Source organism: Stenotrophomonas sp. NPDC078853, from assembly GCF_044901215.1.
Classification (GTDB): Bacteria; Pseudomonadota; Gammaproteobacteria; order Xanthomonadales; family Xanthomonadaceae; genus Stenotrophomonas; species Stenotrophomonas lacuserhaii.
In genome coordinates this window covers 1-24,635 of record NZ_JBJDOQ010000015.1, presented here as the reverse complement: position 1 = coordinate 24,635, position 24,635 = coordinate 1, and the positions used below count along the sequence as shown (strand labels likewise).

The window sequence follows — 24,635 nt, the reverse complement described above, 5'->3', positions numbered from 1 at the left end:
GCTGATCGCCCCTCGCTGCGCGCTTTTCCTTGCCCCGGCCCCTGCCCTGCTCTAGGCTTCCCGTTTTTCGCGGTGCCCTCAGGGGATTCAACATGGTCGAAGGTTTGGGCAGGATCGGCTTCGGCCTGTTTGGTCTGGCGGTGCTCATCGGCATTACCTGGCTGTTCTCCAACAACAAGCGCGCGGTGGACTGGAAGCTGGTTGCGACCGGCCTGCTGCTGCAGATCGCGTTTGCCGCCGTGGTGCTGCTGGTACCGGGTGGCCGCGACGTGTTCGATGCGCTGGGCCATGGCTTCGTGAAGGTGCTGAGCTTCGTCAACGAAGGCTCCGGCTTCATCTTCGGCTCGCTGATGAACGTGGAGAGCTACGGCTTCATCTTCGCCTTCCAGGTGCTGCCGACCATCATCTTCTTCTCCGCGCTGATGGGCGTGCTGTACCACCTCAACGTGATGCAGGCGATCGTGCGCGTGATGGCGCTGGCGATCACCAAGGTGATGCGCGTGTCCGGTGCGGAAACCACCAGCGTCTGCGCCAGTGTGTTCATCGGCCAGACAGAGGCCCCGCTGACGGTGCGCCCCTACATTTCGCGGATGACCGAATCCGAGCTGCTGACCATGATGATCGGCGGCATGGCCCACATCGCCGGTGGCGTGCTTGCGGCCTACGTCGGCATGCTCGGCGGCGGCGATCCGGAATCCCAGGCCTTCTATGCCAAGCACCTGCTGGCCGCCAGCATCATGGCCGCGCCCGCTACGCTGGTGGTGGCCAAGCTGCTGATCCCGGAAACCGGCACCCCGCTGACCCGCGGCACGGTCAAGATGGAAGTGGAGAAGACCTCCAGCAACATCATCGACGCCGCCGCCGGTGGCGCTGCCGATGGCCTGAGGCTGGCACTGAACATCGGTGCGATGCTGCTGGCCTTCATCGCGCTGATCGCGCTGCTGAACGCTCCGCTGACCTGGCTCGGTGAAGTGACCGGCCTGGCCACGGCGATCGGCCGCCCGACCAACCTGTCTACCATCTTCGGCTACCTGCTGGCCCCGATCGCCTGGGTGATCGGCACCCCGTGGGCCGATGCCAGCACGGTCGGCTCGCTGATCGGCCAGAAGGTGGTCATCAACGAGTTCGTCGCCTACAGCGAACTGTCGCGCATCATCAATGGCCAGGTCCCGGGCGTTACCTTGTCCGAAGAGGGCCGCCTGATCGCCACCTACGCGCTGTGCGGCTTCGCCAACTTCAGCTCCATCGCGATCCAGATCGGCGGCATCGGTGGCCTCGCCCCGGAACGACGCCAGGATCTGGCCCGGTTCGGCCTGCGCGCCGTGCTGGGCGGTACCATTGCCACTTTCATGACCGCCACGATCGCCGGCGTCCTGACCCACTTTGGTTGATACCCTCGGGTACCACCGCGCTTCACTGAGAACCGTTTTCCTATGAGCAGCAACGTCGTCGTCGTCGGTTCCTTCAATGTCGATCATGTGTGGCGGTGCGAAGCACTGCCCGCCCCCGGCGCGACCATCGCCGGGCGCTACAGCACCGGCCCGGGCGGCAAGGGCTTCAACCAGGCCGTGGCCGCACGCCGCGCCGGTGCGGAAACCACCTTCGTCTGCGCGCTGGGCGATGATGCCGGTGGTGCCATGGCCCGCGGCCTGGCAGCCCAGGATGGCTTCACCCTGAGCGCGGAGGCGAGCACCGAACCGACCGGCACCGGTGGCATCTATGTCGATGCACGCGGCCGCAACACCATCGTCATCGGACCGGGCGCCAATGCCGCGCTGAGCATCGGCTTCGTGCAGCAGCAGCAGGCGCTGCTGGCAGGCGCCAAGGTGGTGCTGGTGCAGCTGGAATCGCCGGTGGAAACCATCGAAGCCGCCCTGGCGGTAGCGCGCGAAGCCGGCGTCACCACCGTGCTCAACGCGGCCCCGGCCGACGCGCCCTCGAGCATCGGTCTGCTCAAGCTGGCCGATGTCATCACCCCGAATGAAACCGAGTTCGCCGCGCTGCTCAGCCGCCATGTCGGCGAGCGGATCGATCCCAACGATGTCGCCGCGCTGGACGGCGCCAGCCTGCATGCGCTGTGCCGCAAGCTGGTCGGCAGTGGCACCGTGGTGGTGACCCTCGGTGCGGTGGGCGTGTTCGTGTCGCACGACGAAGACACCCTGCGTGGTGACAGCCAGCCGTACTACCGCGTGGGCGCCGAGCAGGTGCAGGCCATCGATACCACCGGTGCCGGTGATGCCTTCAACGGTGCGCTGGTGGCCTCCATCGCGCACTCGCCGGATGCCCCGTTCACGCGCCACGTGCGCTTCGCCAACCAGTTCGCCGGCCGTTCCACCGAAAAGGAAGGCGCCGCCGCAGCGATGCCCCACTTCACCCCGGACGATCAGCCGGCGTAACGCGCCGCCAGCCTGGTAATGACGACCGGTGCCCTTGGTGGGTGACGACCGTTGGTCGTCACGCTGTTGCCGTTGCCGCCGCGCTCGCCGAGCATGGCTTTGCGCTACCACCCGGTCATGCCGGGTGCATGCCAGCCGACCACCATGACCTGCGCGTGGGGGCGGCGGAAGCAACCGTCAAGCATCTGCTGATGCCGGTGTGGCATGAGCCCCATCCGGATCGGCCTGAACCGGGGGCTGCCGGCAGCGGCCTGGCCTGCCCTGCCGCACTACAATGGCCGCATGCAGATCGGCCCATATTCCATTGTTCCCAACGTCGTGCTGGCGCCCATGGCCGGCGTTACCGACAAGCCGTTCCGGCTGCTGTGCAAGCGCCTGGGCGCGGGGCTGGCTGCCTCGGAGATGACCATCTCCGATCCGCGCTTCTGGACCACCCGCAAGTCCCTGCACCGGATGGACCACGACGGCGAGCCCGACCCGATCAGCGTGCAGATCGCCGGCACCGAACCGCAGCAGCTGGCCGAGGCGGCACGCTACAACGTCGACCACGGCGCGCAGATCATCGACATCAACATGGGCTGCCCGGCCAAGAAGGTGTGCAACGCCTGGGCCGGCTCGGCGCTGATGCGCGATGAAGACCTGGTGGCGCGCATCCTCACCGCGGTGGTCAACGCCGTCGACGTGCCGGTGACGCTGAAGATCCGCACCGGTTGGGACTGCGACCACCGCAACGGCCCGCGCATCGCCCACATCGCCGAAGACAGCGGCATCGCCGCGTTGGCCGTGCACGGCCGCACCCGCGACCAGCACTACACCGGCCAGGCCGAGTACCAGACCATCGCTGCGATCAAGGCGGCGCTGAGGATCCCGGTCATCGCAAACGGCGACATCGATTCGCCGCGCAAGGCCGCCCACGTGCTCGCCGTCACCGGCGTGGATGCGGTGATGATCGGCCGCGCCGCGCAGGGGCGTCCCTGGATCTTCCGCGAAGTGGCGCACTACCTGGCCACCGGCGAAGAACTGCCCCCGCCGCCGCTGTGCGAAGTGCGCGACCTCCTGCTCGGCCACCTGCAGGCACTGCACGCGTTCTACGGTGAACCGCAGGGCGTGCGCATCGCGCGCAAGCACTTGGGGTGGTACGCCAAGGATCGCCCGGAAAACGCGGCGTTCCGCGCCGTGGTGAACCGGGCCGAGGACCCTGCCAGCCAGATCGCGCTGACCACGGACTACTTCGATCGATTGATCGCGGACACGCGAGAAACAGCTTCCGTTGATTGACCCCTTCGCCGGGCACTGGCCCGGCGCTACCCGGATACTCCCCCATGACGCCGCCGATTTCTTCGCCCACCTATCTTCATGGCTTCTCCAGCACCGAACAGGAGCGCCTGATGACCCAGGCCCGCCTGCTGGAACCGACCATCTTCGGCCACATCGATTACACCGGCGTGCGCCGCCTGCTGGAAGTGGGCAGTGGCGTCGGCGCGCAGACCGAAATCCTGCTGCGCCGTTTTCCGGAACTGCACGTCACCGGCGTGGACCTGAGCGAAGCCCAGCTGGCCACCGCACGCGCCAACCTGGAGAAAACGCCGTGGTGCAGCGACCGCTACGTGCTGCAGCACGCCGATGCCGGTGAGCTGCCATTCGGCGCGCGCGCCTTCGATGGCGCCTTCCTGTGCTGGGTGCTGGAACACGTGCCCTCGCCGGCCAGGGTGCTGAGCGAAGTGCGCCGGGTGTTGTCACCCGGCTCGCCGGTGTACATCACCGAGGTGATGAACGCCTCGTTCCTGCTGGACCCGTATTCGCCGCATATCTGGCGCTACTGGATGGCCTTCAACGACTTCCAGCACGACAACGGCGGCGATCCGTTCGTCGGTGCCAAGCTGGGCAACCTGCTGCTCGCCGGCGGCTTCCGCGACGTGCAGACCGACATCAAGACCATCCACCTGGACAACCGCGAGCCGGCACGCCGCAAGACGATGATCGCCTTCTGGGAACAGGTGCTGCTGTCGGCAGCCGAGCAGCTGCTGCAGGCCGGTACGGTGGACGAAGAGACCGTGGACGGCATGCGCCGCGAGTTCCGCCAGGTGCAGAACGATCCGAACGCGGTGTTCTTCTTCTCCTTCGTGCAGGCCCGCGCGACGGTTTATTGACCGTCGCCCCGATACGCACGCGATCTGCCCTGGTAGCGCCGAGCCGTGCTCGCCGAGCGCCCAGCGCGGCCTGCGTCAGGCACCATCACGCCGGACAGATCCCGCCGAGCATGGCTCGGCGCTACCGTACGGGCTCGTGCCAGATCCGGTCCCACATCCGCCCCAATCGACGGCTGATGTCAGCGCGCGCTTCGGGGCTGCTGTAATCGCCACGCACCTGCTCCGGCACGATGCCCTGCCACCGCCCTTCGCGCTCGGCCGCCACCGCGAAATTGAACGTGTAATCCGGTTCCAGGCCCATCCGCAGGTCGCTCAGCACCAGCCGGCCATCCACCACCTGCGCGCGCATGAAGCCACGATTGAACCATTCCAGCCGCTGCACGGCCGGAATATCGGCAGCCTGGCGCAGCGCCTGCACGTTGGAGGCGAATCCTTCGAAATGCATCTCCCCCTTGTCCGCAACCAGCGAGCGATCAGCCACCACGTAGCCGCTGGGGGTCATCGCCACCACCCGCCACAGCAGGGTGTTGAACGGCATGGGCACCGAGAACCGCGGCGCATCGCCCAGGCCCATCGCGGCCAGGCTGCGCTGCGCGGCGCGGTCCACCTGCGCCTTGGCCAGCAGGCTCCATCCCAGGTAACCACTGCTGACCACCAGGGCGACCGCCAGCGCCTTGCCGGCCCAGGGCCGGCTGCGCCCGAACCAGGCCAGCACGCAGCCCAGCAGCAACCACACGGTGTACAGCGGATCGATGATGAAGATGTTCGAGCCCATCACCGGCGATGGCCGCAGCGGCCACCACAGCTGGGTGCCGTACACGGTCATTGCGTCCAGCAGCGGGTGGGTCACCAGCGCCAGCTGCATGGCCCAGAACCAGCGCAGCGGAGACTGCGCCACCCGGCCGTTGCCGAAGCGCTTGAACAGCCACCAGACCAGCGCGGCGACCCACGGCAGCACCAGCAGCGAATGGCTGAAACTGCGATGTTCGGTCATCACCGCCACCGGGTCGGCGGCCCTGAAGCCGAGCCACAGCGCGTCCAGGTCGGGCAGCGTGCCGAGCGCGGCACCGGCCAGCAGGGCGGCACGGCGATGGCCGGCCGGGGCAATGGCGGCGGCTACGGCGCCACCGAGTACGATCTGGGTAAGGGAGTCCATCGAGCGATGCTAGCAGCCGCGCGTTGCCGATGGTCTGCTGCCGCTGCGCTGGCCGCGCGTGCCGCGGCGCCACCACGGTCCGGTCACGGTTCCCGGCTACCCTCACACCGGGCACGCGACCTTAACCACCGGCAACCTGTCGCAGTCCACAATGCACGTGCGACGCGCGCCGTGTATCATTCGCGCCCATCTTTCCATCCGAATTAAAGGATATAACGCCTGATGTCCAGCTACCTGTTCACTTCCGAATCGGTCTCCGAAGGCCATCCGGACAAGATCGCCGACCAGATTTCCGATGCGGTCCTGGACGCGATCCTGGCCAAGGACCAGCGCGCCCGCGTGGCCTGCGAGACCATGGTCAAGACCGGCGTGGCCATCGTGGCCGGCGAGATCACCACCAGCGCGTGGATCGATCTGGAAGCCCTGACCCGCCAGGTGATCCTGGATATCGGCTACAACAGCTCCGACGTCGGCTTCGACGGCGCCACCTGCGGCGTGCTGAACCTGATCGGCAAGCAGTCCCCGCACATCGCCCAGGGCGTTGACCGCAAGAAGCCCGAAGAAATGGGCGCTGGCGACCAGGGCCTGATGTTCGGCTACGCCACCAACTAGACCGACAGCTACATGCCGGCGGCGATCCATCTGTCGCACCGCCTGGTCGAGCAGCAGGCCAAGATCCGCAAGAAGAAGAACTCGCCGCTGTCCTGGCTGCGCCCGGACGCCAAGAGCCAGGTCACCCTGCGCTATGAAGACGGCCAGGTCTCGGCCATCGACGCCGTCGTGCTGTCCACCCAGCATGCCCCGGGCATCAAGCAGAAGGACCTGATCGAAGCGGTCCGCGAAGAGATCATCAAGCCGGTGCTGCCGGCCAAGTGGCTGCACAAGGGCACCAAGTTCCACATCAACCCGACCGGCAAGTTCGAGATCGGCGGCCCGGTGGGCGACTGCGGCCTGACCGGCCGCAAGATCATCGTCGACACCTACGGCGGCTGGGCCCGTCACGGTGGCGGTGCGTTCTCCGGCAAGGATCCGTCCAAGGTCGACCGTTCGGCGGCCTATGCGGCCCGCTACGTCGCCAAGAACGTCGTGGCGGCAGGTCTGGCTGATCGTTGCGAAGTGCAGGTCTCCTACGCCATCGGCGTGGCCGAGCCGACCTCGATCTCGGTCACCACCTTCGGCACCGGCAGGATTCCGGACGAGCAGATCGAAAAGCTGATCCGCAAGCATTTCGACCTGCGCCCGTACGGCATCATCAAGATGCTCGACCTGATCCACCCGATGTACCAGCAGACTGCGGCCTACGGCCACTTCGGCCGCAAGCCGAAGGATTTCAGCTACCTCGATGGCAACGGCGAGACCGTCAATGCCACGGCCTTCTCCTGGGAGAAGACCGACCGCGCCGCCGCCCTGCGCGCGGATGCGAAGCTGAAGTAAGCGATAAGCACCACGCACCATCCGAAGGGCCGCGCAAGCGGCCCTTCTTTTTGGGTAGCGCCGAGCATGACACGGCGCTACCCGGCAGGGCGCCCCATGCGAAGATGGTCACATGTCGACCGAACTCAAATCCCACCAGCTCACCATGACGGTGTTGATGACACCGGACATGGCCAATTTCTCCGGCAAGGTCCACGGCGGCGCCGTGCTGCGCCTGCTCGACCAGGTGGCCTACGCCTGCGCGAGCCGCTATGCCGGGCGTTACGTGGTGACCCTGTCGGTGGACCAGGTGATGTTCCGCCAGCCGATCGCGGTCGGCGAGCTGGTCACCTTCCTGGCGTCGGTGAACTACACCGGCACCTCGTCGATGGAGATCGGCGTCAAGGTCGTGGCCGAGGACATCCTCAAGCGGAGCGTGCGCCACGCCAACAGCTGCTTCTTCACCATGGTGGCAGTGGATGAGGAGGGCCGCCCCACGGCCGTGCCTGCGTTGCAGCCCACCTCTTCCGACGAGAAGCGCCGGCACGCCGCCGCCCTGCTGCGGCGCCAGTTGCGGCAGGAAATGGAACAGCGCCACCTGGAACTGCTGGCCTCCAACCCGCCGGCGCCGGAGGTCTGATCCGGCCGGCGACGGCGGCGGGATGGTTCAGTGCGTCAGGCGACCTGGTGGGCCGACACACGCAGCAGCACGAGCAGTGCCGCCACAACCAGCAGCGCTACGCCGATGGCCGACCAGCCCAGCACCTGCGCTGCCTTGAGCAGCCCCCCATCATCGGCAAGATCAGCGCGGTGAGCGGCCTCCCTACGCGCTTGGCCGGCACATATCAGGGCGATGATGCTGCCGATTACCGGCAGCAGCGTCCATCCCGCGATCGCCATCAGGAAGGCCACGATAGGCAGCGGGCTGGCACGTTGCACGATTACATTCATGGAACACCTCACCTCGTAGAAGGAGGCTCGAGCTTAGAGGCGGGCAGCACCCATCCGCGTTCTGATTCATGGCACACGACTCTGTGTCCCGCGCCCCCTCCGGTCCACATACGTCCAGCATGGGCGCCCGTTGCGCCCCCCTCGGCTGGATGCGTCTGATGGCACCGCATCCGCCCGCAGACTGGACTGTCCTGCCAACCGGGCGCCAGCTGAATCGGCGCCACCTGAGTCATGGACCCATGCCACACTGACCCACTCAGTGAGCACCGTCCATAGTAGATGACGACGATTGATCGTCAGCCGATGTCATGAACACCGTGCAAACCACCGTTGACGCGTCCAGAACCTGAGCTGCAAGCGCGATCAACGCCGTTCTCGTTTGGTGGCAGTGGGTGAGGAAGGCCGCCGCACTGCTGCGCCGCCAGTTGCGGCAGGAGCACCGAACCCGCCTGCGTCGGAATAAGGTTCCTGCCTGGACGGGTGACGACTTTGATCTGGGGGGTGACGACTTTGATCTGGTGGGTGACGACCGTTGGTCGTCACGCTTCACCGCCAGGAGCGTGACGACCAACGGTCGTCACCCACCATCAGGCGATCGTCACCCACCATTGGACACTCGTCACCCACCGACAGGGGCGTCCCCGGCAGCGTGCTCAGCCGGTGTTCTGCACGCCCTGCGATACCCCGTTGACGCAGGCCACCAGCGCGCGCAGCAGGTCCTCGTCTTCACCGCCGCTGGCGCGCCAGCGCTGCAGCAGGTCCACCTGCAGCACGCTGATCGGGTCCACGTAGGGGTTGCGCAGTCGGATCGACAGCGCCAGCCGCTGGTCGTGTTCCAGCAACGACTGCTGGCCGGTCAGCGCCAGCACCCAGCGCTCGGTCAGCGCCCATTCGTCCTGCACCTTCGGGAAGAAGCTGCCGTGCAGCTCACCGGACAGCCGCGAGAACTGTTCGGCGATGGTGATGTCACCCTTCGACAACACCATCGCGATGTCATCCAGGAACGTCCGGAAGAACGGCCAGTCGCGCGCCATCTGCCGCAGGGTGTCTTCATGTCCGGCATCCACCGCAGCCTGCAGGCCGCTGCCCACGCCATACCAGCCCGGGATCACCGCACGCGCCTGGCTCCAGGCGAACACCCAGGGAATCGCGCGCAGGTTGGTCAGCGCCGCATCCTGGCCCAGCCGGCGCGAGGGGCGTGAGCCCAGCGTCATCCGCTCGATCACATCGATCGGCGTGGCAGTGCGGAAGTAGTCCATGAAGCGCGGCTGGCCGACGAACGCACGGTAGGCGGTGCTGCTCGCTTCGGCCACCACGTCCATCACCGGCCGCCATGCCTCCTCGCGCGGCTCAGGCGCGCGCGGACGCAGGCTGGAACGCAGCACCGCGCCGGTGGCCTGTTCCAGCGAGCGCACCGCCAGCGCGCGGATGCCGTACTTGCGGTGGATCACTTCGCCCTGCTCGGTGACCCGCAGGCGACCGTCGATGCTGCCACGCGGCGATGCATCCACGGCGTGGGTGGTCTTGCCACCGCCACGGCTGATCGACCCACCACGGCCATGGAAGAAGGTCAGCGCGATACCGCTTTCAGCGGCCACCTCCAGCAGTTCCACCTGGGCCCGCTGCAGTCCCCAGCGCGAGGCGGCGATGCCGCCGTCCTTGCTGCTGTCCGAGTACCCCAGCATCACCATCTGCACGTCGTTGCGCGCGTGCAGGTGCGCGCGGTACACCGGGTCGGCCAGCAGGTCGCGCAGGGTTGCGGTGCCGTGCTTCAGGTCGTCGACGGTTTCAAACAACGGCGCGATATCCAGCGGCACGCCGCCGGCTTCATCCACCAGTCCGCCACGCCGCGCCAATGCCAGCACCGCCAGCACGTCGCCGCGGTCATGTGCCATTGAAATGATGTAGCTGCCCAGCGCATCGGCGCCGTGCCGGCGGCGCGCATCGGCCAGCGCGGCGAACACCGCATCCAGCCGCTGGTTGCCTTCCTCGTCCGCCTGCGGCAGTGCCTGTTCGCCGCTGGCGTAGGGCCCCAGCAAGGCCGCGCGTGCCTTCGCATCGCGGGCATCCCATGCGGCCTCGCCATCCAGCGCGGTGGCCAGCGCGCGCGCATGCACGCTCGATTCCTGGCGCACGTCCAGCCGCGCCAGGTGGAAGCCGAAGGTCTTCACCCGCCACAGCAGGCGCTGCACCGCAAAGCCACCGGCGTGTTCGCCGCGGTTGGCGCGCAGGCTGTCGAAGATCAGCTGCAGGTCGTCGATCAGTTCATCCGGCCCGGCATACGCACCCGGCGCATCGTCCAGCGTAGCCTGCAGCCGCGCGCGCATGCGGTCGTTCAACAGCCGGTACGGCATGTCGCCGTGGCGCGGGCGCGACTGCACGTCCGGCAGCCGCTGCTGGTAGTCCGCCAGCCGCGCCTGCAGCGCATCGCTGACGCCCACCCGTTCGGTGGATTGGCTGAGCAGGCTGGCCAGCTGCAGCAGTTCCTTCTGGTACTGCGCCAGCACCGCGCGGCGCTGTGCATCCAGCGTGTTGCGGATGGTGCCGGCGTCCACATTCGGGTTGCCGTCCATGTCCCCGCCCACCCACGTGCCGAAGCGCAGCAGCCGCGGCAGGGGCAGGCCTTCGCCGAAGGTATCCACCAGCGCCTGCTGCAGCGATTCGTACAGCACCGGGATCACCCGGTACAGCACCTGCACCAGGTAGAAGCCGACGTGCTCACGCTCATCATCCACGGTGGGACGCACCGGCGAGGAATCAGTGGTCTGCCAGGAGGCGGTGAGCGCCATGCGGAAACGCGCATCATCGGCGGCCGCTTCGCCGGGCGTGCGCTGGCCATCCAGGTTGTCGACCAGGCTGGCCACCATCAGCTGCTCTTTTTCCAGCAGCGCGCGGCGTACCGCCTCGGTGGGATGGGCGGTGAACACCGGCTCGAGGTCGATGCGCGGCAACCAGTCCTGCAGTTCCTGCAGGGTCACGCCCTGGGCCTTGAGCTGCTGCAAGGCATCCTGCAGGCCATCCGGCTGCGGGGTGCGCGTGCCGGCGCGCTGGTAGTCGCGGCGGCGGCGGATGCGGTGCACGCGCTCGGCGATGTTGACCACCTGGAAGTAAGTGCTGAACGCGCGCACCATCGCTTCGGCCTGCTGCGGGGAGCGGCCGGCCAGCCCATCGGCGAGGTCGGACAGGGGCGATTGGTTCTCACGCCGTGCGATGGCGCGGGTGCGCACGCTTTCCACGTCGTCGAAGAAGGCCTCCGATACCTGCTCGACCAGCAGGTCGCCGACCAGTGCGCCGAGGCGGCGCACGTCGTCACGCAGGGGAATATCGGGGTTGGCGAACATGATGCTGCTGCGGAACTCGTTCATCGGCGACGCACGAACCTCAAGCAAGGATCCCTCGCCAAGCCTAGCGCAGTTCAATTGAATACCGACGGTTGGTTTCAGTAGTGACCGCCACGCCCGGTAGTGACGGCCGCTGGCCGTCACGCCCCTGCATCGGTGGGTGACGACCGTTGGTCGTCACGCCGTTGCCGTTCGGCGCTACCGGCCGATGCGCTCGCCCTTGCCGATGGTCTGCTCCAGCCAGCGTTCGCTCTCGGCCAGCATCGTCATGATCGATTCGCGTGCGCGGTAGGCGTGCGATTCGTTGGGCAGCATCACCAGCCGCGACGTCCCGCCCAGGCCTTTCACTGCTGCGAACATGCGCTCGCTCTGCATCGGGAAGGTACCGGAATTGTTGTCGTCCACGCCATGGATGAACAGGATCGGATCCTTGATGTTGGCTGCGTAGTTGAACGGCGACATCTTCAGATAGGTGTCCTGCGCCTGCCAGTAGTTGCGCTCTTCGGCCTGGAAACCAAACGGCGTCAGCGTGCGGTTGTAAGCGCCGCTGCGCGCGATGCCGGCCTTGAACAGGCGGCTGTGCGCCAGCAGGTTGGCGGTCATGAACGCCCCGTAGGAGTGCCCGCCGATGGCGATGTGGTCGCGATCGGTGACGCCACGGCGCACCACTTCATCCACCGCTGCCTGTGCGTTGGACACCAGCTGTTCCAGATAGGTGTCGTTGGGCTCCTTGTCGCCCTCGCCGATGATCGGCATGGTCGGGCTGGCCAGCACGGCGTAGCCCTTGGCCAGGAACGCCTGCGGGCCCCAGTAGCTGACCGCATTGAACAGGTACGGCGAGCCGGTGACCTGGCTGGCCGCCGCCGCGCTCTTGTACTCGCCCGGGTAGGCCCACATCAGCAGCGGGCGCGGTCCATCACGCTTGGGGTCATAGCCCGGCGGCAGCAGCAGGGTCGCGGTCAGGTCCACGCCGTCCCTGCGCTTGTAACGGATCTGCTCCTTGCTGACGCCACGCAGCTGCGGCAGCGGATGGGCAAACGTGGTGAGCGCGCGCGGTGCCGCCGCCGCATCGCCCAGCGGCTGCACGAAGTAGTTCGGCGGCTGCTCCGGGCTTTCGCGGGTGAACAGCAGCGACGATGCATCCGTACCCAGCAGCGCGATCGGCACCGAATAGGTGGGCGCCTGCGAATGGAACAGGCGGGTGGTCTTGCCGGTCGCCAGCTCGTAGCGGTCCAGGAACGGACGGTCGCCTTCCGGCGATGCACCGGCACCGTAGAAGTAGATGCTGTTGCCGTCGGCACTGGTCTGCAGCAGTGCGCGACCGTTGTCGTCGCGCAGCGTTCCCGGCTTGCCCGGATCGCTGTAACGGTCCTGCGCATCGCGGTCGAAAAGCAGCTTCGGATCGGTCGCCGCCTCATCCGGGGCAATCAACCAGGTCTTGGTGCGGCGGGTCTTCCACCACGACTCGTTGAGCAGGGCCAGGTCGCCGCGTGCCCAGGTGATGCCGGCATAGCGGCTGCCAAGCTGGGCCAGGGTCACCGGCGGCTTGTCGAACGGTGCGGCCTGCATCAGCACCGCATCGCGGATGCTGGCCTGCCGGTTCGGGTCTCCGCCGTCCTGGGCTTCGGCCCACACCAGGGTGGCCGGTGCATCGGCACGCCAGCTGATGTCACGCACGCCGGTCACTTCGGCATCGTTGCCGGTCGGCAGGCCTTCCACCAGCGGCCGCATGGCCACGGTGTGCACCAGCTTGCCGGCGCGGTCGAGCACTTCGATGCGGCGCGGGAAACTGCTCACCGGCACCACGTACGAATACGGCCGCTGCACGCGCTGGCTGAGCAGGTAGCCACCGTCCGGTGACAGGCTCAGGCCGAGGTACACGCCGGCCGTGCCGACCGCGCGAGACTGGCCGTCCAGGCCGATTTCGGTGGGCTGGCTGTTGGCGTAGTAATCGAACAGGCGCGCGTCAGCCTCGTTCTTCAGCAGGTCCTGGTAGGTGCGGATGGACACCACGCCACTGCCCTCACTGGTCTGCTGGACGGCCGGGCCGGTTGGCGCCACGTCGCGCGACGGCGGGCTGCCGGCATCGCCAAGGCGGCTCATCACCAGCAGGCCGCGGCTGTCGGGCAACCACTGGTAGCCATCGCCGAGCACGGTGTTCAGCTCACCGCGCAGCCGCCGTGCGCTGGCGCTGGCGACGTCCACCAGCCACAACTCGTTGGCACCGCTGGCCGGATCCACCTGGTTGAAGGCCAGCCATTTCTGGTCCGGCGACCAGGCCAGGCTGGCCACCGACAGCGCCGGCGGCAGGCCGGTGATCTGCCGTTCCCTGCCATCGGCGATGCCCATCAGCCACAGCTTGGCGCCGTAGCTGAAACGGCTGTCGGAGAACGTGCGCGGGTTGATCCGGCGGCCGGCCAGCTTCAGCTCCGGCTGCGCGACCACCTCGATGGACGGCAACGGCGGCATCTGCAGCATGGCGGCCAGATCGCGCTGCGGGGACAGGAACAGGCCCGGCGCACGTGGCTGGTCCACCACTGCCTGCAGCGCGGCCGAAGGCAGCTCATAGCCCGTGGCGCCGGTGGCGGCCGCAGCGGTCGGCGCGGCGGCCCACACGGCCGGCGTCATCGCCAGCAGGGACATCGCCAGCACCACTCCGTTCCAACGCCCCGTGCGGCGCGCGCGCTTGCTCATGACCATCCTTTTGATGCGTGTGAATACCCGACCTTAACAGCCGCCGCGCTGTTCACCCCCTGCCGATGGTTGGGGCCCCCCCGGGCCGCGATATAATGGCCGCCTTCCCCTGCCGAGGGGCGCTGCGACCGGACAACCCGGCCAGGCTCGGAGGGTGGCAATGTAAAACGGCGCCCGGCTAGATACGAGCAGCCGCTCGTCCACAACCGGAGCAATGAATGAACGCTGTTGCCAAGACCTTCTCCACCGAAGGTGATTACAAGATCGCCGATATCTCGCTGGCCGACTGGGGCCGCAAGGAACTGGACATCGCCGAGCACGAGATGCCGGGCCTGATGTCGATCCGCCGCAAGCACCAGGCCGACCTGCCGCTGAAGGGCGTGCGCGTGACCGGCTCGCTGCACATGACGATCCAGACCGCGGTGCTGATCGAAACGCTGAAGGACATCGGTGCCGACGTGCGCTGGGCCTCGTGCAACATCTTCTCCACCCAGGATCATGCCGCCGCGGCGATCGCCGCCTCTGGTACGCCGGTGTTCGCCTGGAAGGGCGAGACGCTGGAAGAATACTGGGACTGCACGCTGGACGCGCTGACCTTCACCCTGGCCGACGGCACCCTGACCGGTCCGGAGCTGGTGGTCGACGATGGCGGCGATGTCACCCTGCTGATCCACAAGGGCTACGAGCTGGAAAACGGCAGCACCTGGGTCGACGAGCCGGCTGCTTCGCATGAAGAGCAGGTCATCAAGAACCTGCTCAAGCGCGTGGCCAGCGAGCGCCCGGGTTACTGGGGCCGCGTGGTCAAGGACTGGAAGGGCGTTTCCGAAGAGACCACCACGGGCGTGCACCGCCTGTACCTGCTGGCCCAGGCCGGCACCCTGCTGATCCCGGCTATCAACGTCAACGACTCGGTCACCAAGAGCAAGTTCGACAACCTGTACGGCTGCCGCGAGTCGCTGGCCGATGGCCTGAAGCGCGCGATGGACGTGATGCTGGCCGGCAAGGTCGCCGTGGTCTGTGGCTACGGTGACGTCGGCAAGGGCTGCGCCGCATCGCTGCGTGCCTACGGCGCGCGCGTGGTGGTCACCGAGATCGATCCGATCTGCGCCCTGCAGGCGGCGATGGAAGGCTTCGAGGTCAACACCATCGAATCCACCCTTGGCCGTGGCGACATCTACGTCACCACCACCGGCAACAAGGACATCATCCGCATCGAACACCTGAGCAAGATGAAGGACCAGGCCATCGTCTGCAACATCGGCCACTTCGACAACGAGATCCAGGTCGATGCGCTCAACGCGTTGGCCGGCGTGCAGAAGATCAACATCAAGCCGCAGGTCGACAAGTACGTGTTCGACAACGGCAATGCGATCTTCCTGCTGGCCGACGGCCGCCTGGTGAACCTGGGCTGCGCCACCGGCCACCCGAGCTTCGTGATGTCCAACTCGTTCGCCAACCAGACCCTGGCGCAGATCGACCTGTGGGCGAACAAGGACAGCTACGAGAAGAAGGTCTACCTGCTGCCGAAGAAGCTGGACGAGGAAGTCGCTCGCCTGCACCTGGAAAAGATCGGCGTCAAGCTGACCACCCTGAGCCAGGAACAGGCCGATTACATCGGCGTGCCGGTGGAAGGTCCGTTCAAGCCGGAGCATTACCGCTACTGATCCGCAAGTAACATCGCAGATCGTCTGGACGGGCGCCTTCGGGCGCCCGTTCTTGTTTGATGCCCGGTGGTACCGGGTGCTGGCCGGCAATCCCGGTTTGCCGAGTCCATGGCCCGGGTCAAGCCACGCCGTTCAACAGCGCGCTACGATGCCGGCATGACTCCGGCCATCAACCTGCTCCAACGCGAGAAAATCGCCCACACCGTGCGCAGCTACGTGCACGACGCGCAGGCCGATTCCTACGGCGGCGAGGCCGTGCAGAAGCTCGGACTGAAGGCGGAACAGGTGTTCAAGACCCTGCTCGCAAGCACCGAAACCCATGAGCTGCTGGTGGCCATCGTGCCGGTGGCCGGGCAGTTGGACCTGAAGGCGCTGGCCGATGCAGCAGGCTGCCGCAGATGCGCGATGGCGCCGGTGGATGCGGCGCAGCGCGCGACCGGCTATCTGGTCGGTGGCATCAGCCCGTTGGGGCAGAAGAAGCGGCTGCGTACGTTCATTGATGCCAGCGCGCAGGAACTGCCGACGCTGCATGTCAGTGCTGGACGGCGTGGCCTGGAAGTGGAGCTGGCGCCGGTCGAACTGGCGCGGCTGACCGGTGCGGTGTTCGCCACGATCCGACGCTGATCCTGCCCTGGCGGTAGCGCCGAGCCATGCTCGGCGGACTCTCGCGCCGTCCATGGATCGCCGCAGAAGTGCCGCGTGGTGCGCTCGCCGAGCATGGCTCGGCGCTATAAATCCCCACGGCGCGACCGATCACCCGCGCCAGTTGGCGTTGGCTTCCCAGAACGCCACCGCGCGCGCGTAGGCCTCGCGGTCCAGGGGCACGCCGGAGCCTCCCTCCTCCACGCCCAGCGCGTTGCGCATCATGGTAATCGGTGCCATCGGCACTTCTTCGGGTTCGGCGGTGTAGATGCAGCCGACGATGCCCCAGCCGGCGGTGATGTGCGTCCCCTCCTTCGCCAGCTGCTCGGCGCTGTACAGGATCACCACCAGGTAGTCCGCCACCGGGGATTCCACCCCTTCGAACCAGCGCACCAGCACCGGCAGTTCGTCGCGGTTGCGCGCTTCGTAGCCGCTGCGCAGCTGGTGCTGGTTGGCCACGGTGATCGGTACGGTCAAGCAGCGCGTGCTGGTCCAGTTCTCGTACACATGCAGCTTGCAGAACGGCGCATAGCCATCGAGCACCTTGAACGGTGCGTGCGTGTTGAGGTGCTGCACGAACTGTTCGGCCGAACAATCCTGGATGGTGTTGGCGCGCGGGGTACGCGGAAACAGGCGGGGACGAGCGAATTCGGTCAGTACGATGGACATGGCGGCATCAGGGCGGTCAACCCCGCCAGACTAGCTGGGCGCGCGATGCAGCGATAGTCGCAATCGGGAAACGTCAGGCCCCTTCCACGAAGCCATCCTTTTCGAACAGGCGTCGGATATCGGCTCCCGTGTAGTCGCGGCCGGCGTGCAACCTGATGCGGGCAGCGAATCGGCGCTCGTTGCCTGCACCCAGCCACCTGTAGCGTGGATCACCCCAGCGGTCAACGCACCGCAATTGCAGCGATCCCGCCCGCCCATCGTGGTCGGTGTACTGCACCCTGCCTGCATCGAGTACATACGTCGATGCCGGCAGAGGGCCGGAAGATGCCATCAGCGCCGCGGGCGCGGCAGCCTGATCGCCCTGCACGTACACTCGCTCATCACCGGAGGACGCTGCCGGCGCCTCCTGCGGCATCGACAGAAGGTCATTTTCCTGTAGTGCCTGGACCACCTCATCAGCGGTGTAGCGCCGGCCCGACTGCAGGCCGTGCAAGGCAGCGAACGTGCACACATCGAGCGTATCGCAGCGCAGCGCGCGCGCCTCGCCCGCCGACGCGCCGCCGATGTAGTACAGCGCTCCGCTGAGCCCGTTTGCATCGGCGAACAGGATCCTGTCCTCCAATGCCAGGAAGCTTCCCAGATACAGCGTGAAGGGCCGAGCGTAGCCGACAGCCTCCATCACGACCGGGGAGAACGGGTCCAATGCCCGGTTCAACGGCAGGGGGTGATCCGCGTGGAGTGACCTCGTCTCGTTGATATCGACGAACATATTGCGCGCCCGCGGGGCCACGTCGCCCTCCAGCACGTGATCGGCCGAATCGGTGCAGCGCAGGCCGGTCAGCTTCTCGATGCTGGCCACGAGCACTTCGAGGGTATCGCCGACGATGCCTGCCCCATGCACCTTGTCGGCAATACTCAACTGGCCTGCCGCGCTCACCTCTACTTCCAGGAACCCTGCGTTGACGCCACTGTTTCCGGAGTGCTCGCGGTGCAGGAAGTAGGCAAGATACAACCGATCATGGCCATCGACTCCGGCGTGCTGCATCACCGTGAAACTGTTGCGCGGCATGAACTGCGGGTTCCATCCCCGCGCCTCGGGTCGCAGCCGGTCATCCAGCAGCGACACCGTCAGCAGGGAGAAGATGCGCTCATCGCCCAGCCACCGCCACGGGGAGGGGGTATCGAGCAGCATGTCGTCCGCGCCGCCATGGCGGCGTACGCTCAGTGGACGCAGGGTGTGCGGCACATGCTCGTGCACGAGCTCGCTCACCATCCAGCGCCGCATGCCGCGGGGAGTGGCCCTGGATCCACCGAACAGGCCCTTGAACCAGGCCGTGTCGCTGGAAGGAATGCAGAACCGCATCAGGGGCGGGCGATAGCGCTGCTGCCTGACCAGCAGCAGGGCGACACGCTCATCGTCAACCTGCAGGCATTCCACCGTACCAACGGGCACGGCCAGCGCCTCGCTTGCGAAGGATGGATCATCCGCCCGCGGGCGCGACCCGACGCCCTGCCCGGACCCGGCCCGCTGCTGCATTGATCCAACCGCTGCTACGCCGCGAGGGGCTGCCCCCGCATGTGGCTGCACTGCCGGATCAAGTCGGGTTCCGGCGGGGCCGCCGCCGGCCTGATCAGGGTAGACCGGACTCATGAGCAATTCCTTGGGCCCGTCTGCGTAGCCGGCCATCGCGTTGGGCGCATTGCTGTGCATGCGTTCGCGGTGGCTGCTTTCGCCCTGCCGCCTGCCAGTGCCGCGCAGGCTTCCGCTCGTCATCGGCCGATGCTGCAGCGGACTGCGGCGTTCCCCACCGCCGGTCATCGCCCGCGTGCCGAGGTGCCCGGCATGCGGCCGCGGGTGTGGGTGCGAGTGGCTGGCACCATCGCCTCCTCTGGGCGATGCCGATGCCCCCGCGAACAACCAGGCACCTGCTCCCGTTGACGGCGCGCCCAGGCTGGCGGCATACGAGGCAACGTCGCCGAACGGACCCGCGCCCCGGCGCTGGAGTGCCGTGCCCAGCGCCGCGGGACCGCTTGCCTGCGTGCGGTTGCCGATATCTGGTCGTCGATGGCTTGAGCCGGAAAGGCGCAGCCGGTCCATCGCCGCGTCCGCTTGCAGCACGCTTCGAAGGCGCTCATACGCCGCCCGCAGCCTGCCCAGCGTAGTGGCGGCAGACCAGGACGGTGCCGGCAGATGGCTGCTCTCCGGCGTTGCATGCAGTTCATGCAGCAGCGCCACGGCGGCCAACAGCGCCAGCGTCGGATCATTGTCCAACCCGAGCATCACCCATTGCGGCAACAGCCCTTGCAGTGTTGCCCGTGCCCAGGCCAGCACCTGTGGCGGCGCGAGTGCCGCCCATGGCAGCTGCGCGGACGCTGCGGCGAATTCACCACGATGCACGGCACACAGCGCAAGGACGATGCGGCTTGCCGCATACACGTGCGTCAGCTCCGGCCACGTCCGTGCGCCAGCCTGCACAGCACGGCGCAGCAGGATGTCACCGCCCCAGCTGACCAGCTCGCGGCAGACCGCGGAAGAGGGCAACCGCGGGCGTTCCTGCGGCGGTGCGCGGTTGCACACTTGGCGCAGCTGCAGGGGACCGGCAGCGGGTAACAACGACCGCAGCGTGTCCATGACGTTGATGGATCCGGAAGTACCACAGCGCGCCGAGGGACAAAGGGGCATGGGGAACCTTCACTTGCGGGTCGCACGACGTTACCCGCAGCATCCAGTGGCGCGCTTGCAGATAATGGCCGCCTGCGTTCATCGCACCACCGCGCAGCTCCCACTCAAAGCGCCATCCGCTCGCGAAGTTCGCGGGCCTGCCGGCGTGATACCTCGGCGCGCCCCCCGTCGGCCAGGATCAGCTGGTAGCCGTCGGCGATGGTCGGCTCCACTGCCCGCACCATCCGCAGGTTGACCAGCGTGTTGCGGTTGGCCCGGAAGAACAGCGCCGCAGGCAGCCGCGCCTCCAGCGCGCTCAGGCTGCGCGCCAGCAGGGCGTTCTGGTCGCGGAACCACAGGCGCGCGTAGTTGCCGTCCACCACGATGCGGCTGATCTCGGCCACTGCCACGAACCAGCAGCGTTCACCATCGCGCAGGAACACCTGGTCCTGCGGGCCGAGCAGCGCACGTTCGCCCGTCCCGGCCTCGTCGGATGCGCGCCGCTCCAGCGCGCGTTGCAGTGCCTGCTGCAGGCGCGGCGCTTCCACCGGTTTGACCAGATAATCCAGTGCGTTGGCCTGGAAGGCCTGTACCGCGTAGGCATCGTAGGCGGTGACGAACACCACCAGCGGCACCCCTTCCAGCCCATCGAGTACATCGAAGCCGCTGCCGGAAGGCATCTGCACATCCAGCAGTACCACCTCTGGACGCAGGCGGGCGATGGCCTCGCGCGCGGCCGGTACGTCATCGGCCTCGCCGACACAGCTCACCCACGGCAACCCAGACAACAAAGTGCGCAGTTCCTGCCGTGCCAGACGCGCGTCATCCACAATCAATACCCGCAACGGCGCGGTCATTGCGGCACCTCCAGCACGGCCCGCATGCGGTCCCCTTCGCGCCGCAGTTCAAAGCGGCCGCTGGTGCCTTCCAGTTGGGCGCGCAGGTAGGCAAGGCCAACGCCATGGCCGGCGGTATCGGCGGCGACGCCCAGCGGATTCTCCACGTTGATATGCAGCGCGCCGTCCTGCTGCCGTGCGGCGATGTGCAGTTCGCCACCGGAGGGGGTCACCGCGATGCCATGCTTGATCGCATTTTCCACCAGCAATTGCAGCGCCATGGCCGGCAACAGCGCGCCGCCGTCCGCGCTTATGTCCTTGACCACGCGCAGACGCTGTTCGTAATGAACCGCTTCGATGGCGAGATAGTCATCGACCACGGCCAGCTCCTCATCCAGTGTCACCCGGCCGGCGCCGCCATGTTCCAGCGCGTGGCGCAGGTTGCGCGACAATCGGGTCACCATTTCCCGTGCGCGTTCCGGGTCTTCGTGGATCAACGCGCGCAGGTTGTTCAGGGCGTTGAAAACGAAATGCGGATTGAGTCGCGCGCGCAGGGCATCACGCGCCAGTGCGCTGCGCGCGGCTTCGGCGCGCAACTGCGCCAGCTGGGCCAGGCGTGCACGCCGCAAGCTGTGCAGCCCGGCCCATATACCCGTCCACAAGGCCAGCACGATGACTGTGTTGAGCCAGTATCCGAGCGCCGTTGCGAAGCTGTAATCGGCGGTGCCCGTGGGCAGTCGCACCCATCCGTTGCGCAGTGAAGCCAACAGCACGGCGGCAATCACCGCCTGCGCGAGCAGCGCGCCGAACACAACGCTGGCAGCCAGCTTGGACAGCAGCAACGGCGCGGGATCGTCCCACCAGTGCGCAGTGAGCGCACGCCAGCGGAGCACGCTGCTGATCGCCCACAGCGCCCCTGCCAACGTCACCCCTATCAGCATGCCGCCACTGCTGGCGCCGCCAAACTGGGCCATCAGGAACACGTTGAGCAGCGCGTAGGCGGCCCAGGCGGTGGTATTGAGCAACCAGAAGCGCAGCGGGGAATTCGGTTCGTGCATGGGCTTGCCTGGGCGGGTCATGCGTGGCGGGCTGACGCCACGCATCAAGGCGCCTTGTCAGTCCGTGGTCTTCAGGAAGCTGCGGATCTGCCCGTACAGCCACTGCGGATCATCCCACATCAGGAAGTGGAAACCTTCCGCGCTCATCTCGATACGCACACCCGGCAGGTTGGCGTACTGTGCCGCGAAGATGCCACGAGTGGACGCTTCAGTGGCCCCCATCGGCCGATACGCCGCCCAGCTACCCAGCACCAGGGCCGGCGAGCGGATGCCTGCCACCGCATCGCGCAGGTCGTTCACCAGCATCGAATGCATCGCCGCCGCCGTGGTGGCACGGTCGCTTTCGCGGGCCCAGCGCACCAGCACCGGCATGTGGCCCTGATCATGCAGCATGCCCTTCAATGCCGCCTCGGCCTGGGCTTGGTAAGCGGCCGGTTCGGCCGTCAACATGCCCGCCCGCATCTGGTCGGCCATCGGCTTGGCGCCTGCTGCGGTGGTCTGCGGATTCTGGATGGCCGCATAGAACGGCAGCGAATCGACGATGACCAGCGGCCCCATCGCGTTGGGCGCGGCGATCGCCATCTGCAACGCCAGCACGCCTCCAAGGCTGTGGCCGATGACGGCCGGCTGCTGCAGTTTCTGCGCTTTGGCGTAAGCCAGCAGTTCGTCACGCATGGCCGGCAGGAAATCCTCCGGGAGCGGGTCGGCCGCGGCTGCACCTGCAAAACCGGGCAGCTGCACCAGGTGGCACTGCACCTGCGGCTGCAAGGCCGCGCAGGTCGCGCGCCAGACTTCTGCGCCACTGTTGAGGCCGGGAATCATCAGCACCGGGCGGCCGCTGCCGACCACTTCCACCTGCAGGTGGCCGGGCTTTCCGATAGTGGCCGCCTGGCTGGTGCCGATGCAGGCCAGCAGGGCCAGCAGTCCGTTCATGGCCAGCATGACGCGTCCGGCTCGGTTCCGGGAGAGAGAGCGCTTCATCTGTCGAACTCCAGTCGTTGCAGGGAAGCACAGCGTGCCGTGGCAGGGCGCCGCGCGGCATAAAGAATGACCAACGGTCAACGACGCACGGCAAGCGGCCGACAGGCAGGACGGCCGAATGACTTGCATATCTATCGCGATGAAGAGATATACTTACACCAAGCCCGCCGCCGCCATCGCCATGACCTCTCTCAGTTTCGAGTTCTACCCACCCAAGACCGATGAGCAGCGCAGCCAGCTGGACCGTACCGCCGCCAAGCTGCGCAGCTTCAGGCCCGAGTACGTCTCATGCACGTTCGGTGCCGGCGGCTCCACGCTCAGCTATACCTCCGAAACGGTGCGCCACCTCAAGCAGCACCATCGATTCGAGGCTGCCCCGCATCTTTCCTGCGTCGGCGGCAGCCGCCAGGAAATCCGCGAGCTGCTCAAGCTGTACCGCGCCATCGGCTGCAGCCGCATCGTCGCCCTGCGCGGCGACCTGCCTTCGGGCATGGGCCACCCCGGTGACCTGCGCTACGCCGCCGAGCTGATCGATTTCATCCGAGCCGAGCACGGCAACGCGTTCCGCATCGAGGTCGGCGCGTATCCGGAAACCCACCCGCAGGCCAGCGACGCGCTGGCCGACCTGAAGCATTTCAAGGCCAAGGTGGATGCCGGGGCCGATGCAGCGATCACCCAGTATTTCTACAACGCCGATGCGTACTTCCACTTCGTCGATGCGGTACGCGCGCTCGGTGTCAGCGTGCCGATCGTGCCGGGCATCATGCCGATCTCCAACTTCAGCCAGCTGCGTCGTTTTTCCGAGCAGTGCGGCGCGGAAATCCCGCGCTGGATCGGGCGCAAGATGCAGGCCTATGGCGATGACAGCGAATCGATCCGTGCCTTCGGCGCCGAGGTAGTGGCGCAGTTGTGCCAGCGACTGGTGGAGGGTGGCGCACCCGGCCTGCATTTCTACACGTTGAACCTGGCCAAGCCGACGACGTCGGTGCTGAAACTGCTGCACGGCTGACGCGTTTTCATCGCGTGGGCGGGCGCCGGGCGCTACCCTGCAGGCAATGAGAACCCTTGCCTGCCTGCCGTTGCTCCTGCTGCTGTCCGCCCTGCCCGCGCCGGCCCATGCGCAGCAGGCGCAGCGCCTGAACCGCTGCACCGATGCCGGCGGACAAAGTGTCTACACTGATCGCCCCTGCGAAAGCCTGGGTGCCCGTTCGCGGCTGCCGGAACCCACCGCCGCGGCGGCCGGCAACCGCCAGGAGCGCAATACGCTCGGGGCCAGCTGTCCACGCAGGCTGAGTGAACTGGTGGGCGCGCTGCGTGGCGCGATGGCGGCGAACGACGTCAACCGTCTTTCCACGCTGTACCTGTGGGGGTCGGTATCCGACGCCGGTGCGCAGCGCATCCTGGGCCAGCTGGAGTCCATCGCGCGGCGCCCGCTGGTGGATATCGTGCCGGTGTATCCGCAGACGCAGGAACCGCTGCTGCCCGCGGCGGAAGGCGTGGCCGAGCCCGCGGAAGATCGCCCCAATCCGATCGCACTGCGGTTGGAGCAGGTACTGCCGGGCACCGCCACGCCGGCGCGCAGCGTGTTGGGGCTGCGCCGGCAATATGGATGCTTCTGGATCACGCTGTAACCGCTGCGTCGCCGCGCTCGGCGGCGTTCCGTTCCGGGTTCGCGACGCCGCCGGACGCAGGCCGCGCTGCGCGCTCGCTGTAGCGCCGAGCCATGCTCGGCGGCGTTCCGTTCCGGGTTCCCGATGCCGGACGCAGGCCGCGCCGCGCGCTCGCTGTAGCGCCGAGCCATGCTCGGCGGCGTTCCGTTCCGGGTTCCCGATGCCGGACGCAGGCCGCGCCGCGCGCTCGCTGTAGCGCCGAGCCATGCTCGGCGGCGTTCCGTTCCGGGTTCCCGATGCCGGACGCAGGCCGCGCCGCGCGCTCGCTGTAGCGCCGAGCCATGCTCGGCGGCGTTCCGTTCCGGGTTCCCGATGCCGGACGCAGGCCGCGCCGCGCGCTCGCTGTAGCGCC

At 67.3% G+C, this 24,635-nt stretch carries 18 protein-coding genes, 1 pseudogene and 1 riboswitch; of the genes and pseudogenes, 10 read left to right on the top strand and 9 right to left on the bottom strand.

Annotation, left to right across the window (positions count from 1 at the left end):
• The first annotated feature begins 92 nt into the window (after window positions 1–92).
• The 4 genes from ACI2JH_RS14830 (at window position 93) to ACI2JH_RS14815 (ending at window position 4,546) form a co-directional block, all read left to right on the top strand.
• Window positions 93–1,391 (top strand): NupC/NupG family nucleoside CNT transporter, encoded by a 1,299-nt coding sequence (locus ACI2JH_RS14830; protein WP_101098598.1) that lies wholly within the window; start codon window positions 93–95, stop codon window positions 1,389–1,391.
• A 42-nt stretch (window positions 1,392–1,433) separates the two neighbouring features.
• Window positions 1,434–2,396 (top strand): ribokinase, encoded by a 963-nt coding sequence (locus tag ACI2JH_RS14825; RefSeq protein WP_101098597.1) that lies wholly within the window; start codon window positions 1,434–1,436, stop codon window positions 2,394–2,396.
• A gap of 282 nt (window positions 2,397–2,678) precedes the next feature.
• A complete protein-coding gene (gene dusB, locus ACI2JH_RS14820) occupies window positions 2,679–3,674 on the top strand; it encodes a tRNA dihydrouridine synthase DusB (protein WP_101098609.1) in 996 nt (331 codons plus the stop codon).
• Window positions 3,675–3,718: 44 nt separating this feature from the next.
• Window positions 3,719–4,546: a methyltransferase domain-containing protein gene (locus ACI2JH_RS14815; RefSeq protein ID WP_101098596.1), complete on the top strand. Its 828-nt coding sequence runs from the start codon at window positions 3,719–3,721 to the stop codon at window positions 4,544–4,546.
• A 121-nt stretch (window positions 4,547–4,667) separates the two neighbouring features.
• Here ACI2JH_RS14815 and ACI2JH_RS14810 read toward each other — a convergent pair whose 3' ends face one another.
• Window positions 4,668–5,702, bottom strand: a complete 1,035-nt coding sequence (locus tag ACI2JH_RS14810) for a metal-dependent hydrolase (RefSeq protein WP_349998929.1) — start codon at window positions 5,700–5,702, stop codon at window positions 4,668–4,670.
• Between the two features lie 222 nt (window positions 5,703–5,924).
• Here ACI2JH_RS14810 and metK point away from each other — a divergent pair.
• A pseudogene (metK, locus tag ACI2JH_RS14805) lies at window positions 5,925–7,136 on the top strand (methionine adenosyltransferase).
• Between the two features lie 112 nt (window positions 7,137–7,248).
• Window positions 7,249–7,755 carry an acyl-CoA thioesterase gene (locus ACI2JH_RS14800; RefSeq protein ID WP_101098593.1) on the top strand — a complete coding sequence of 169 codons (507 nt, stop codon included), beginning with the start codon at window positions 7,249–7,251 and terminating at the stop codon, window positions 7,753–7,755.
• 35 nt (window positions 7,756–7,790) lie between these two features.
• Here the strand turns inward: ACI2JH_RS14800 and ACI2JH_RS14795 are convergent, their stop codons facing one another.
• From ACI2JH_RS14795 to ACI2JH_RS14785, 3 genes are all read right to left on the bottom strand, one after another.
• Window positions 7,791–8,066 (bottom strand): hypothetical protein, encoded by a 276-nt coding sequence (locus tag ACI2JH_RS14795; protein WP_319278261.1) that lies wholly within the window; start codon window positions 8,064–8,066, stop codon window positions 7,791–7,793.
• Between the two features lie 653 nt (window positions 8,067–8,719).
• Window positions 8,720–11,431 (bottom strand): phosphoenolpyruvate carboxylase, encoded by a 2,712-nt coding sequence (gene ppc / locus ACI2JH_RS14790; RefSeq protein ID WP_404736578.1) that lies wholly within the window; start codon window positions 11,429–11,431, stop codon window positions 8,720–8,722.
• Between the two features lie 174 nt (window positions 11,432–11,605).
• A complete protein-coding gene (locus tag ACI2JH_RS14785; RefSeq protein ID WP_404736577.1) occupies window positions 11,606–14,101 on the bottom strand; it encodes a S9 family peptidase in 2,496 nt (831 codons plus the stop codon).
• A gap of 108 nt (window positions 14,102–14,209) precedes the next feature.
• A riboswitch (S-adenosyl-L-homocysteine riboswitch) is annotated at window positions 14,210–14,284 on the top strand.
• A 35-nt stretch (window positions 14,285–14,319) separates the two neighbouring features.
• Between ACI2JH_RS14785 and ahcY the strand changes: the two genes are divergently transcribed.
• Together ahcY and ybaK are read left to right on the top strand one after the other, a co-directional pair.
• The gene (gene ahcY, locus ACI2JH_RS14780; RefSeq protein WP_404736576.1) at window positions 14,320–15,765 is read left to right on the top strand and encodes an adenosylhomocysteinase; all 1,446 of its coding nucleotides are present in this window, start codon (window positions 14,320–14,322) and stop codon (window positions 15,763–15,765) included.
• Between the two features lie 156 nt (window positions 15,766–15,921).
• Window positions 15,922–16,389 carry a Cys-tRNA(Pro) deacylase gene (ybaK, locus tag ACI2JH_RS14775; RefSeq protein WP_319278268.1) on the top strand — a complete coding sequence of 156 codons (468 nt, stop codon included), beginning with the start codon at window positions 15,922–15,924 and terminating at the stop codon, window positions 16,387–16,389.
• A 129-nt stretch (window positions 16,390–16,518) separates the two neighbouring features.
• On the opposite strand, the gene ACI2JH_RS14770 is transcribed toward ybaK, so the two are convergent.
• The 5 genes from ACI2JH_RS14770 to ACI2JH_RS14750 all read right to left on the bottom strand — a co-directional run bounded on the left by ACI2JH_RS14770 (window position 16,519) and on the right by ACI2JH_RS14750 (window position 22,574).
• Window positions 16,519–17,076 carry a DUF3228 family protein gene (locus ACI2JH_RS14770; protein WP_404736575.1) on the bottom strand — a complete coding sequence of 186 codons (558 nt, stop codon included), beginning with the start codon at window positions 17,074–17,076 and terminating at the stop codon, window positions 16,519–16,521.
• Between the two features lie 73 nt (window positions 17,077–17,149).
• Window positions 17,150–19,552 carry a hypothetical protein gene (locus tag ACI2JH_RS14765; protein WP_404736574.1) on the bottom strand — a complete coding sequence of 801 codons (2,403 nt, stop codon included), beginning with the start codon at window positions 19,550–19,552 and terminating at the stop codon, window positions 17,150–17,152.
• Window positions 19,553–19,863: 311 nt separating this feature from the next.
• On the bottom strand, window positions 19,864–20,595 hold the full coding sequence (locus tag ACI2JH_RS14760; RefSeq protein WP_101098585.1) for a LytTR family DNA-binding domain-containing protein: 732 nt from the start codon (window positions 20,593–20,595) through the stop codon (window positions 19,864–19,866).
• Window positions 20,592–21,632, bottom strand: coding sequence for a sensor histidine kinase (locus tag ACI2JH_RS14755; protein WP_101098608.1), 1,041 nt, complete (start codon window positions 21,630–21,632; stop codon window positions 20,592–20,594). Before ACI2JH_RS14755 ends, ACI2JH_RS14760 begins: the two co-directional genes overlap by 4 nt.
• A gap of 57 nt (window positions 21,633–21,689) precedes the next feature.
• Complete coding sequence (locus tag ACI2JH_RS14750) at window positions 21,690–22,574, bottom strand: alpha/beta fold hydrolase (protein WP_404736573.1); 885 nt, start codon at window positions 22,572–22,574, stop codon at window positions 21,690–21,692.
• A 220-nt stretch (window positions 22,575–22,794) separates the two neighbouring features.
• On the opposite strand from ACI2JH_RS14750, the gene metF reads away from it, so the two are divergent.
• Together metF and ACI2JH_RS14740 are read left to right on the top strand one after the other, a co-directional pair.
• Complete coding sequence (gene metF / locus ACI2JH_RS14745) at window positions 22,795–23,622, top strand: methylenetetrahydrofolate reductase [NAD(P)H] (RefSeq protein ID WP_101098607.1); 828 nt, start codon at window positions 22,795–22,797, stop codon at window positions 23,620–23,622.
• 46 nt (window positions 23,623–23,668) lie between these two features.
• A complete protein-coding gene (locus tag ACI2JH_RS14740) occupies window positions 23,669–24,244 on the top strand; it encodes a DUF4124 domain-containing protein (protein ID WP_101098583.1) in 576 nt (191 codons plus the stop codon).
• Window positions 24,245–24,635 lie beyond the last annotated feature (391 nt).